At 65.2% G+C, this 13,068-nt stretch carries 6 protein-coding genes and 1 tRNA gene; 4 read left to right on the forward strand and 3 right to left on the reverse strand.

The genetic code is table 11. From position 1 onward, the window contains the following. The first annotated feature begins 442 nt into the window (after window positions 1-442). Both ACZ37P_RS27150 and ACZ37P_RS27155 read left to right on the forward strand, forming a co-directional pair. Window positions 443-7,375 carry an RHS repeat-associated core domain-containing protein gene (locus ACZ37P_RS27150; protein ID WP_467349052.1) on the forward strand — a complete coding sequence of 2,311 codons (6,933 nt, stop codon included), beginning with the start codon at window positions 443-445 and terminating at the stop codon, window positions 7,373-7,375. Window positions 7,376-7,387: 12 nt separating this feature from the next. Then, window positions 7,388-7,621, forward strand: a complete 234-nt coding sequence (locus ACZ37P_RS27155) for a hypothetical protein (RefSeq protein WP_467349054.1) — start codon at window positions 7,388-7,390, stop codon at window positions 7,619-7,621. A gap of 1,312 nt (window positions 7,622-8,933) precedes the next feature. Here ACZ37P_RS27155 and ACZ37P_RS27160 read toward each other — a convergent pair. Further along, window positions 8,934-9,935, reverse strand: a complete 1,002-nt coding sequence (locus ACZ37P_RS27160) for an ATP-dependent nuclease (RefSeq protein WP_467349097.1) — start codon at window positions 9,933-9,935, stop codon at window positions 8,934-8,936. Beyond that, a complete protein-coding gene (locus tag ACZ37P_RS27165; protein WP_467349098.1) occupies window positions 9,908-10,525 on the reverse strand; it encodes a hypothetical protein in 618 nt (205 codons plus the stop codon). The genes ACZ37P_RS27160 and ACZ37P_RS27165 overlap by 28 nt, the downstream gene beginning before the upstream one ends. Window positions 10,526-10,647: 122 nt before the next feature. On the opposite strand from ACZ37P_RS27165, the gene ACZ37P_RS27170 reads away from it, so the two are divergent. After that, entirely contained in the window at window positions 10,648-11,082 is a 435-nt protein-coding gene (locus ACZ37P_RS27170; RefSeq protein WP_467349055.1) for a hypothetical protein, read from the forward strand. 1,190 nt (window positions 11,083-12,272) lie between these two features. On the opposite strand, the gene ACZ37P_RS27175 is transcribed toward ACZ37P_RS27170, so the two are convergent. Beyond that, window positions 12,273-12,344: transfer RNA gene (locus tag ACZ37P_RS27175), tRNA-Arg, on the reverse strand. 190 nt (window positions 12,345-12,534) lie between these two features. On the opposite strand from ACZ37P_RS27175, the gene ACZ37P_RS27180 reads away from it, so the two are divergent. After that, window positions 12,535-12,927 (forward strand): response regulator transcription factor, encoded by a 393-nt coding sequence (locus ACZ37P_RS27180; RefSeq protein WP_391122650.1) that lies wholly within the window; start codon window positions 12,535-12,537, stop codon window positions 12,925-12,927. Window positions 12,928-13,068: the final 141 nt, after the last annotated feature.

The raw sequence follows: 13,068 nt of genomic DNA on the forward strand, positions 1-13,068 counted from the left end.
TTCGAGTAGGTCGGACAAGGCGGAGCCTGGACGCTAGTTGGGGGATACATCAGGCCACAAGGCGCTTTTTCTTTCTTCCTTGAGGCGGCCCGCCTGTTGGTTTTCGGTTCTCTCGGGGTTCACATGCGGGCCCCTGCGGCTTCTGGAGCGATCGCCCCGGCAAAGAATTTTCGCCGCCATGGGAATTCTTTTAGCGAATCATGACTCCATGGTTGGGTCGGTACGTCTAGGTTCAGCGGGTCATTGGGGAGTTCCGTGCGTGCCGCACGGATGTGGGGGGAAGTTGATGCACCGTCATCAGCGCGCTGCCGCGCGCCTGAAGCTGCTTTCGTGCGCCGCCGTGCTCTCGGTCGCCTCTGCCCTGCTGAGCGCGGCCGGTGCAGTGGCGGACCCCACGCCTCCGCCACTGTGGTCACCTGGACCTTTGCCGTCCCAGCCCTCGGTGTCGGTCACCGACGTAACAGCGCAATCCGGTCCGACGAAGCAGCCCGCCGCCCTGCGCGCCGCGCAAAACGCCAGGCAGACGAAGAGCTCGGCACCTTCACCGGTGCGGTGGCCGGCAGCAACCTCCGCGGATGTCTCCCTCGCACAGGGCCGGCCAACCAGACCATCGGCGCTGACGCCGGCGCGAATCCGCGCTCTCACCGCGGGACCGCTGAAAGCCCCTCAGCTCGCCGTCCGCACACCGGTCAAGGCTGCCGGTGTGCCGGTATACGTCGGGCCCGCGGGCGCCCTCGATGTGAAGGTGCTGCCCGCGACGGCCGCGACTCGCGCGGCCATCAAGGCGAACAGTTCGGCTGCGGTTCCGCAGGCCGTGCACACTGCGCTGGCCTCGCATGCGGTTGCCCAACGCGCCGGGGTGAACGGGCTGCTGGTGTCGTTGTCACGTACCGACGCCAGCCCGGCCACCGAGCGGGTCTCCGTCGGACTGGACTACTCGGGGATCAAGGACGCCTTCGGCGCCGGATACGGCGACCGGCTGCGGCTCTCGACGTACCCCGCGTGCCTCCTGACGACGCCGCAGGTTGCCGCGTGCCGCGTCGGAACGCCGGTCACGGCTTCCGTCAACGACACCGCGCATGACCGCTTGGTCGCCGATGTCACCCTCCCCACGACCACCGACCCCACCGCACTTCCGGATGCGGCCGGCGTGGTGACGACCGCGCAGGTACGCAGCGCGACGTCCGCGGTGGTTCTCCTCGGAGCGACGGCAGACACATCCGGATCTTCCGGAAGCTTCAAGGCGTCGCCGTTGTCGTCGTCCTCGAAGTGGGGCAGCTCAGGGGCCACGGGTGCCTTCACGTACTCGTATCCGATCGCAGTCCCTCCTGCGCTGGGCGGGACTGCGCCCAATCTGGCGCTGACGTACAACTCGCAGGATGCGGACGGCCGTACGTCCCAGACCAACAACCAGGGTTCGTGGGTTGGCGATTCGTGGACCTTGTGGCCGGGGTCGGTGAGCCGTTCGTACCGGACGTGTGCCGATGACGGTCAGGGCGCGACGGATCAGGAGCAGTGCTGGGCGGGTGACAACGCGACCCTGACCCTCAATGGTGCCAGCCATGAACTGGTCCACGACGGTAGTACGTGGCGGCTGGCCGATGACGACGGCTCGGTGATCAAGGAGGTGACGGGTGCGTCCAACGGTCTCAACGGTGGTGTGTACTGGCAGCTCACCGACCGGTCCGGCACTACGTATCTCTTCGGCGCCGACCACCTGCCCACCGCGCAGGGCGGAACCGGCTCGGATGCCTCGACCAACAGCGCCTGGGGCGCCCCGGTATACGGCAACAACGACAGTGAGCCGTGTCACGGGAGCACGCTGGACGCGTCGTGGTGCACGCAGGGCTGGCAGTGGAATCTCGATTTCAGCATCGACGCGCACAAGAACATCACCGTTTATCACTACGCGGCCGAGACCAATTACTACGGGCGGGGCAGCGCTCACACGCCGACCGCCTACACACGCGGTGGTGCTCTGACGTCGGTCACCTACGGGCAGAACGTCGCCGACTACAAGGCCGGCCACAACCCGGCGGCGAACGTCACCTTCACCCGTGCGGCTGACGGCCGGTGTGATGCGACCGGGTTCACCTGCACGGGCGCCACTTTGTCGACCGCGAATGCCTCGCACTGGCCGGACGTTCCGTACGACCAGAACTGTGGCTCCTCCTCGTGCTCGAACTACGCGCCGTCGTTCTGGACCAATGACCGGCTGACCGGGATCTCGACCCAGGTGTGGGACACCAGCCTGACCACCCCCGGCTACCGCACGGTCGACACCTATGCACTGGCGAACCAGGACTTTCCCGACCCGGCCGACGGATCCACCAGTACGAACCCGCACGCTTCGACGCCGAAGGCGATGTGGCTGGACTCGATCACCCACATCGGCGCCGACACCGGCGGCGGCGGAACCGCGGTCACCGAGAAGCCCATCACATTCATCGGGGCCTTCTACCCCAACCGGGTCGACGGACTGATTGAGCCCGCTGTCGTCCCGCTCAACCGGAAGCGGATGACGTCGATCACCACCGAGACCGGTGCCACCATCGCCGTCTCCTACCAGAACGACACATGCAGTCGGACCAGTCCGCCATCGGAGGACAACGACCACACCACCTGCTACCCCGTCCGGTGGGAGCCCAACGGCTACGCCGCTCCAATCCTGGACTGGTTCAACAAATACCTCGTCGGCGAGGTCGACGTCTCCGACAACTCCATCACCAACTCCCCGCCGCAGGTCACACGCTACGACTACGCACAGGGGATCCCTGCATGGCACCACGACGACGACGAGATCACCGCAGCGAAATACCGTACCTGGGACCAGTGGCGCGGCTATTCCCAGGTCACCACCCGCACCGGCGCCAGCCCCGCCCCGATCAGCGAGTCGACCGCCTGGTACTTGCAGGGCATGGACGGCGACCTTAACGCCAATGGAAGCCACAAAAGCGTGTCGGTCACCCCGGCCCGCGGCGGCACCATCACCGACAGGGACGCGTGGTCGGACCTGGCGTACCAGACCGTCACCTTCGACCATGACGGCGGTGTCGCCCGCAAACGCACCGTGACCATCCCCTGGATGTCGCCCGCTACAGCCACCCATGCTCGTGCTGACGGCCTGCCCGACCAGAACGCCTACTTCACGGACACCGCGGCCACGTACAACCAAACGCTGGTCAGCGGTAGCAACTGGCTGACGTCCGGCAGCTTCAGCACCTACGACGACGCAACAGGCCTGGTCAAGACCGACGACGACAGAGGGCAGATCGACGCTTCGGACCAGCCGGTCTCCGGCAGCACCACTCCCGAGCGGTGCACCAAATCGGTGTGGGCCACCACGACAGCCGGAGCTCCCACCGGACTCCCGTCCGAAGTGATCGACCTCACCGGCGGCTGCAACCAGTCCGAGGACGCCAGCCACACCCTCTCCGACGTCAAGACCTTCTACGACCACTCAAGTGCCCTCGGTGAAGTACCGGGAGCTGGCGACCCCACCTCGGTGACCGCACTGAAGGACTTCAACGGCGCAGGCGGGGCAGCGCGCTGGACTGCCCCGACCGACACGGTCTATGACACCTACGGCCGCATCACCTCAGCTACCGATGCGATGAACCGTACGAGCAGTACCGCCTACTCGCCTGTCGGCTCCCTCGCGCTGCCCACATCGATCACCGTCACCAACCCCAAGAAGTGGACGACGACGACAACGCTGGACGTCGCCCGCGGAATCGTCCTCAGCAGCTCGGACGCTAACAAGAACGTCACCAGCTACGCCTACGACGGGCTTGCCCGGCTCATCAAAGGCTGGTCGCCCGTCCATTCCAAGGCTGCCAACGCCAACACGCCGGTGGTCAAGTTCACCTACACCACATCGTTGACCGGTCCTTCATGGGTAGAAGAGCAGGACCTGCGCGACGACGGCGTGACGTACAAGCCCGAATACAAAATTTACGACTCCCTGCTCCAGTTGCGTGAGGTACAGACAACCACCGCGGACGACACCGCAAGCGCCCGGCTGATCTCGACGAACTTCTACGACTCTCTCGGCCGCACCGTTGCCGCGGACGCGGAGTTCTTCAACGACAAGGCCGCCCCGTCGTCCACCTTCGTGCTACCGGTGGACGCCGAAGTGCCCAACGAGACCGTTACCGCCTATGACGGAATGGGACGGATCCTCACCGCCACACAGGAGTACAACTCAGTCCCCCAGACCACCACGACCACTACCTACCCCACGGGCACCGAGACCGACGTCACCCCGCCCGCCGGTGCAACGCCTACCGCGACCATCACGGATGCGCGTGGCCAGACCACCGAGCTGTGGCAGTTCCACGGACAGACACCTGCCGGACCGTACGACGCCACGCACTACGCCTACGACGCGAAGGGCCGACAGACCGCGCTGACGGATTCCTCCGGCAATACCTGGACCACGACCTTCGATCAGCTCGGCGACAAGGCCAAGACGACCGATCCGGACACAGGCGTCACGCTCAACCAGTACGACGACAACAGAGAAGTCACCGAGACAACCGATGCTCGGCACGCCCCCGGTGGCGGCATCTCCACCAGCTACGACAATCTGGGCAGGCCCACGGATACCTCAGCGACCTCGGCCGACGGTGCCACGACGACTCACCTGACGCACACCGCATACGATCCGGCCGGCGCTCTCGGCCAGGTCACAACGAGTACCAGCTACGACAGCGCCGGGCGTGCCTGGACCAACACCTTCACCGGCTACGCCGCGGACTACTTGCCCACGGGCTCCACCACAACGATCCCGGCCGGTGCAGTGGGTAACGCCGCAGCTATCAGCTACACCACCGGCACGACGTACAACCCGCTGACCCGCAACGTGGACACCACCACGCTGCCTGCCGCGGGCCCGATGGCGGCGGAGTCCGTCAGCTATGGCTACGACGACAACGGTCTGACCATCGCCTCGGGCGGCAAGGACAAATACCTGGGGTGGATGGAGTACACCCATCTCGGCCAGCCGCTGCGCGCCCACATGGGTGTCACACCCACCCAGATCGACGAGACCTACAACTGGGAAGCCTCCACCGGGCGGCTGTTGAACACCGCCCTGGATATGCAGTCCGGCGCCACCCACGTGGAGGCAACTGCCTACACCTATGACCCGGCCGGGCAGATCACGTCCATCAGCGACGTACAAGACGGCGGCGGCACCGCGAAAACCGACACGCAGTGCTTCACCTACGACTACATCCAGCGTCTGACGCAGGCGTGGACCGATACCGGCGGGACCACGACCGCACCCCTGCCGTCGATCATGGGTGAGGGCGGCTGCACCCACACCACACCCAGCGCTGCCAACCTCGGCGGCCCGAACCCGTACTGGCAGTCCTTCGGTTACGACGCCACTGGCAACCGCACCACCGAAACCGACCACTCGACCACCGGCGACACCGGCCAGGACGCCACCACCACCGAGACCTACCCGACCCCTGGTACCGCCCACCCACACGCCGTCACCAAGACCACGGTCACTGGCAACGGCGGCGGACAACAGGACTTCGCCTACGACCCGGCCGGCAACACCACCGAGATCGAACTGGCCACCGCCAACAAGACCCTTGCCTCCGGCGCCACCCTCACCTCCGGCAACAGCATGGTCACCAACACCATCCGCCTGACCATGCAGAGCGACGGCAACCTGGTGATGTACGCCCGCAGGTCCGGTCAGGCCCTGTGGTCCAGCAACACCCCAGGCAACGCCGGCGCCGTCCTGACGATGGGCACCGACGGCAACCTCACCGTCCACACCATCAGCGGCACCACTCTGTGGTCCAGCGCCACCACCGGGACCGGCGACCATGCCCGGCTGGACGACGACGGCCAGCTCCTCGTCCTCAACGCCGCCGGAACCTCGGTGTGGAAGACCCCGACCTGGACCGCGGACCGCGCCGCCGACGACTTGAAGTTCACCTACGACGACAACGGCCGCCTGGCCACCACCACCCAGTCGACCACCACCACGACCTACCACTACGACGCCGCGGGCAATCTCCTGACCCGCACCGACAACGGCACCACCACTGTCTTCCTCGGCGCCGACGAGCTCACCCTCAACTCCGCCGGCACTGCCACCGCCGACACCCGCTACTACACCGTCGCCGGGGCCCCCACCGCCGTCCGCACCGCCACCGCTGGAACGACCGCCACAAAACTGCACTTCCAGGCAGCCGACCCCCACGGCACCGCCACCACCGACATCACGGCCGACAACACCACCGTCACCCGCCGCGCCTACACCCCGTTCGGCCAGGACCGCACCACCGGCGGCAATCCCAGCGCCTGGCCCGGTGACCAGGGTTACGTCGGCGGCACCCCCGACCCCATCACCGGCCTCACCAACCTCGGCGCCCGCGAATACGACCCCACCCTCGGCCGATTCCTCTCCGTCGACCCCATCTTCGACGCAACCGACATCCAATCCCTCAACGGCTACGCCTACGCCGACAACACCCCCGTGGACTCCGCCGACCCCACCGGTCTGAACCGCGACGGAGGCGGCGACTGCGGAGTCACCAACACCTGCAACGGAGCACACCCGGCCAGCGACTGCCCGCCCTTCTGCACTCCCGACGGCGTTCCCCACGGGCCCAGCACCGGCGACTCCGACGGCACCAGCGAAGGCAGCAACTCCAAAGGGAAAGGCAAGGGCCACCACGGCCATGGCCTCCCCAGTTGGTTGACCTCCAGTGCCGGGAAAGCCGGCCACACCCTCGGCAACAGCGCCGACGCCGTCAGAAACTACGTCGACGCCATCGCCACCACCCCAGACGTCTGGATCGGCGGAGCAAAAACAGCCGGCAGCCTCCTCCTGATCTACGCAGGCGAAACCGGTGTCGAGGCTGGTGGCCTCGCCTGTGCCACCGTCGTAGGATGCGTCGGCGGAGCACCACTGATCACGGTAAGCACGGCTGCCGTTGGTTACGGTGGCGTCCAAGCCGTCGACGGTGCCAAAACATTCGGCGACGGGCTCAACCAGGCTTTCAACGAGGCATCAAGTGAGACCTCTGGTGGGACGTATGAGCCAGACGTCGATGTCGACGGACACGTTCCCATGCCCGGGACTGTTGGCACGAAACCATTGGATGGAGGGCCGACCGGTGCAAGCGTTGGGAGAAACATCTGGGGGGCCAGACCTAAGGGCGTTCAAGAGGCCCTTGAGAGGACTCCGAGTCCCCAGGCACTTCGTAATCAGGCCTCTCTTTCGGATGCACTCAGACTTCGTAGATTCTATGTCAACGCAGATGCGGTCAGTCCGCAGAATCCCAGTGCGGCGGGGCGAGTAAAACTTCTTCAACGTATCATTGATGCCTACGGATACAAAGGTTGAGAGCTGACGTCCATGAGCCGGATAAGAATCGGGGCCGACGAATCCGTCGGTTGCTCAGTAATGGTTGAGCCGTTGGGTGTGGTTTACGAACTGGACGCAGGGGCGTTCATGTTCTTCGATTTTCCTTCTTCCAGGATCGATGAAATGGAAATTATTTACTGGAACGGTGGGATTACGGTCTGGCTGTACGGTCATGTGACCGTTTTTGATCGAAATAATGAGGAGATCGATCGGCTCTTCTCTTGATGTGTGCCCAGTAGTCGCACAGAAAAGGACCTCTTCATGGCTGGGGCGGTTGTGGGAGTTCTCAAAGTCCTCGTAGGACGATCACGGTCGGTGTTTCTTGAGCCGTCTCCATAGGATGAGGCTGCAAGCAAATGGGTTGAAGGCGTCGTGGAGGTCGGCATAGTGTTCCCACGGGACGGAGAGGTGCGTGAACTGGTCGAGGAGCGTGAAGGTCTGCTCGACGACGTAGCGGAGCTTGCCCAGGCTGTGGGTGTTCGGTGCCTTTCCGGGAGATGACGGGCGGATCCTTCGGTTGCGTAGTTCTCCGCGGTTGGGGTGATGGGCCGTTTCGGCTCCCCTTTTCCGCGCGGACGTGAGAGCGTCCACGCAGGCATGGGACCAGTCGAGTTCGCCAGTTGCGTTCAGCTCAGCGAGAAGGCAATTCAGAGATGTTCATGGCTTCGAGGGCGACTGTCTCGCAGAGGCGATGCCGGTCCTCGTCGATTTTGAGCTCGTAGCGGCTCTGCGGGACCAGTCCAGGTTCAGGGGCGTGCTGATGATCCCGCCCGTTGGCCTGGCCAATTCAGTGAGCGACTCGGGAACCGTGTACGGGCGGATGTCCGCGTAGCGGACCTTCGGCTGCAGGCAAGGTGGTGTGCCCCGCACGGCCTGGGAGACACGACAGCGCGGGCTCACCCCTGCATGGTGTCGGGCTGTGACGGTCAGCATTGGGTTTTCACGAGCTGATCGTTCGACCGGCGGATCCCGGGTGAGCGGCACCCCTCCGCTGCGTTGAGCGTTGAACAGGCAGAGAGGCGGCGAGCGTCATGCGGAATGAGGCAGCGCACGTCGGTAAGGCAGGCGCAGGAAGCGCCGGGGGAGGCCGGGCTCGGCAAGGCGTGGCAGAGCAACGGCGCCGGGTGTCAGACGGCTTGCCGACGAGATGGCGGCTGAACTCTTGAGCGCTGTAAGGCACGAAGCTGGCAAGGGTATGGTTGGCGCGGCGGCTGCGGGCTGACGCGGTTCACCTCATGCCGGGCGGAGTTGGTACGACTTCGCACTGGATTTCATGGATCTGCGCTGGCGGCAGACTGCGGCGAAGACACGTTGTGAAGACAATGACGGGGCTCTGTGCCGGCACGCTGGCAATGATCGTGGGGCGGACCTTGCGGCCCGACGAGAAACTGCTGCGGCGGGCCCTGCGGCTTCGGGCATTTGTGGTGCCGCGCCTGGCGGACCGGGAGGTGCCGGGCGACGAACGGATGGCGCTGCGCTGGGTGGCTCGGGCGACGGCCTGCGAACAATCTTCTGGATCCGGAAGTGATGAAAGCGGTTATCCGGTCGCTGAGAGTCCGTCCCCACCGGAACGATGCTCAATGCATCGACGAAAGCATCTTTCACGGCGTCGGCCCCCGCCGCGAAAGCATCTTTCACGGCGTCGGCCCCCGCCTACGCGCGGCCCCATTTCACGCAGGATAGCCGCCTCTGGGACGCCTTCGACCAAGACGAGGCGCTCAGCGAACAGGGCGGCAGACCGGCTGGCGTCCAGACGCAGCCGCGCCATCCGCAGCGTCGCAGCCCGATGCTTCACCGGCACGACGTTGGCGACAGCCCGGCAGACCCTACCTTGATCGGTCTCGCGTACCACGACGAGATACTCGGGGTCGCAGGACGTGATGACGTCGGTGGCGTGACTCGACAGAATGACCTGCACCTCTGGCCTCGTCTTCACGGCTATGCGCAGGTACCGGGTGAGTGCGTGCTGGAGCTGGGGATGCAGACGTGCTTCGGGCTCCTCGATAACGGCCCTTGTGTGAAAGGGAGTTGCCGGAAAGAACGAGTCCTCATCCAATTCAGCTTCGGCCTGGATGAGGCTCTCGCGGATCCGCTGCTCCTGCTCTGCGTCCGAGGCGGGGTCTGTGGCAGAGGGCGGCTGCTCGGGTTCGGTCGCTGGGTGCTCAGAGGTGTCAGGTATGGCAGCCAGGGTCACCGCGATGTGGAGGAGGTTGACGTACGCGAGCCCGGACACCTCCAGCGGCCGGGCCGTGGCGCGGCCTTCCATCACCGCGAGCATCAACTCCAGGACGCGTGCCAGGTAGGCGTCGTCACCTACCTGCCCCCTGATGTAGGGCCACTGAGGGTTGACTCCGGCAGACAGAGTGGTGAGGTGGCCGCGGATCCGCTTCCCAAGGCTATCGATGATGTCGTCCTTGGCGAGTTCCTCCAAGAGGGGGGACGCGCGGACCCGAAGGGGTACCAGGCTCCGGCTGGCATCGAGGCGTTGCTGCTGGGCTTGCAGGAGTTCGATCAGGATGCGGGCTTCACGCCGGGCCAACTCGTCCAGCGGTGACGCCAGGCCGGCAGGTAGATCAACTTGAACGGGTCAAGTTCCTGGGTGACGCCATACAGGGAGTCGACCTTGGAGGTAACCGTCCTCATCTTGCGCTTCAGCGAGACGCTCCACCACTTCTCGACTGTGCCCTGGCTGCGGTAATGACTCTGGAACAACTGCTGTCCAAGGCGCCCCTCAGCAGTTGTACCTGCCCCAAACGAATACTCGACGTCTATGCTGCGAGCGACGTCTCTGGGGCCGAGGGCAGCTGAGCTGTGCCGGGGGAACGCCGGAAAGCGGCTGGGGTGTGCCAGGTACGCGGCGTCAGTGAGAGTGGTCTTTCCAGCACCGTTGGCCCCGATCAGAACGCTGAACCTCCCCGGCAGTTCGCAGACCAACTCCCCCTCGGCGTTAGCGCGCAACCCGCTCACCTTGATCCGACTCAGATATATCCCGACCCCGAAGGGCAGCCGTGGCCTCCACACCCTCGCCGCCGGCAGCGACCGCGACCGGGCCGCGGCCATCACTGGGCCCATCCTGCCCTGGAACTCGGGCGTCGTGGAAGGGCACGTCAACCGCATCAAAATGCTCAAACGCCAGATGTTCGGCCGAGCCAGCTTCGCGCTCCTGAGGAAACGAGTGCTCCTCGCTCCATGACCGATACCAACGCGTGAAACGCTTCCGACATCGATCAACCCCACCGCAGGAGCCCACAATGTCCAGGACCGCCGACATCGATCTCGTGTTCGCACGTGCCGTCACCGTAGACGCCGTGGTGCGAGCCCTGGCCGGTGAGGGGTGGGCGCTGCAGGAACCGCTCGGTATCTCCTACATGGTCAACAACGATGACCTGTTTAACTGGCAGTCGGCCTCAACCGACCAGGCGGTTGAGGTCATGACGGTGGTGGATTCACCGGACAACATCGACTACCACGTCGGCGTCTGCATCTATCACTCAACTGCGGAAACCGGTGGCCAGCTACTTTTCCGTGCGGGCCGATCGCACTGTTCCTTCATCCCGACGATCAACCGACGAAGCCTTCCCGGAACACCAGCTCTGACCGACATGATGTGGTATTTGAACGCACTGGTACCGCCCCTGTCTGCCATGGGGCTGGCAAGCTACGAAGCGAGGGACCTTGCCGAGTGAGACTCATTCGTCAGCAGCTCTCGGCCGACATGCGGGCAGCACGTGTACTCGGATCGATTCTCGCTGCTTGCCCGACCGCGTCACTCCTGACTACGCGATCACGGAACTCGAGCCAGAGCCGAAACTCGTGGACATTCCGGCCGACCCGCTACCGCTTACCGTCTCCCGAACCGGTGTGGAGGCGCCCCGTTCTTGTGAATAGAGCGACAGCAGCTGGGCTTCCCCGTTCGATGATCTCGCCGACGTGACGTCGGAGGTGCATGAGGGCCTCGGGGCGAGCACCAGCGTGCCTGTAGATTCCGATCGGCTCTTCCGACAAATTCGGCCGGGGCGCAGGCTGACGAAGCGGCGTGGGGCGTGCTGTTGGCTGCCTGGGGCAGCGGCTAAAGTTGGAGCGGCGCTCCTGGAACCTGCTCGATGAGGCTGCCCGCAGCAAGCCCGTATGGGACCGGGCGTGGGACCAGTCGAATGAGCAAGATCAGGTCGGGCCGAGGCGGTCAGAATTTGGTGCTGTGCGGCGGCCGAGCGGACTGCGGGCCCGACCGTTTCCGGGCGACAGCGGTAACGTCAATCGGTCGGTCCGTTCGCACTGTTATTGTTCGTCGCCTCACACAAGTCGGTCGATCCGTTGGGGTAGTCCGTACTCCCGGAATACGCTGCGTGGCTGACTTGTCGTGTGCGACCTATCTGCCGAACAGTGAAGTGGCAAGGGGGCATCCGCCGTCTCCCTCACCCGCACAGCGGAGCGCATAGCGGCTGAATGCTTGGCCAACAGAGTAAATCGGTTCCGTTCACTGTCCGTTGCAGTGTTCCACGTGCTGGAACGCGATGTGAAAAACGCCTGTCGAGATCCTACAAACTTCACCCCGGAACGAAGCCGTTAATCAAGAGCAACTACCCTCGGGACCTCTTGTGCTTGCGGCATTCGTTGCAGGTTGCAGGGCTGCTCGTGCGGAACACGGTCGGCGGGTGAACCGAGACCGCAGGGTGCCCTCGGCGAAGGGGGAGGAGGTCGTCGCTCGACGACTGGCCGCCTGACCTGCGGCGTTGGCCGAACCGAGTGTGCTCAGGGCTGATTTGTAGGGCTCTCGCGCCGAAAAGAGCATCGGCCAGAAGACCGTGTGCGTGGTGGCAGGTACAAGAAAGGCTCTGACCGGCATTTCTGCTGGTCAGAGCCTTGTTTCCGGAAGTGCCCCCGGCAGGATTCGAACCTGCGCACACGGCTCCGGAGGCCGTTGCTCTATCCCCTGAGCTACGGGGGCGACGGGAAGAACATTAGCAGGTTGGGGGAGGTGGGCTGGACAGGGTTTGGGTGGGGGAGGGGAGGTGGGGGGGTGCTGGGGGGAGGGGGGTTCACCCGTGGCGGGGAAGAAATGGGCAAAACGCGGACGCATCGAGAGGGGCACGCCTACTCTTCGAGGTGTGGCGGGTGCGTCCGGCCGGGTGCTTGTTGTGGATGACAACAAGGTGATCCGGCAACTGATCAGGGTCAACCTGGAGCTGGAGGGCTTCGAGGTCGTGACCGCGGCTGATGGTGCCGAGTGCCTGGAGATCGTGCACAGTGTGCGGCCGGATGTGGTGACGCTGGATGTGGTCATGCCGCGGCTGGACGGGGTACGGACGGCGGCGCGGCTGCGGGCGGACCCGGATCCAGAGACGCGGCGCGTGGGCATCGTCATGGTGAGCGCCGGGTCCCTGCCGGAGGGGACGGGCGGGGTGGACGCCTATGTCGCGAAGCCCTTCGAGCCCGCCGACCTCGTGGAGACCGTACGTGGGCTGGTCCGGCGCGGCCCCGTGCCGCCCGAGCCCCGCGGGCAGACGGCTTCCGCACCCGGTTCCGCGTAAGCCCGGCGCCTGGGCAGGGCCGGGGGACCGTACCCGAGCCCGTTCGGCAGGGGCCCGTTCCGTAGGGCGAGAGTGCCGCGCCCGCCCCGCCCCGCCCCACAGGGCCGGTCGGGCCTGGCACCTGCCCCCGCGGAGAGCTAG

The organism is Streptomyces sp. NPDC024632 (assembly GCF_055559175.1).

Coding starts and splice junctions, on each gene's coding strand:
- ACZ37P_RS27170 (WP_467349055.1), top strand. CDS start 10,648: ATGTCCAGGACCGCCGACATCGATCTCGTGTTCGCACGTGCCGTCACC.
- ACZ37P_RS27155 (WP_467349054.1), top strand. CDS start 7,388: ATGAGCCGGATAAGAATCGGGGCCGACGAATCCGTCGGTTGCTCAGTA.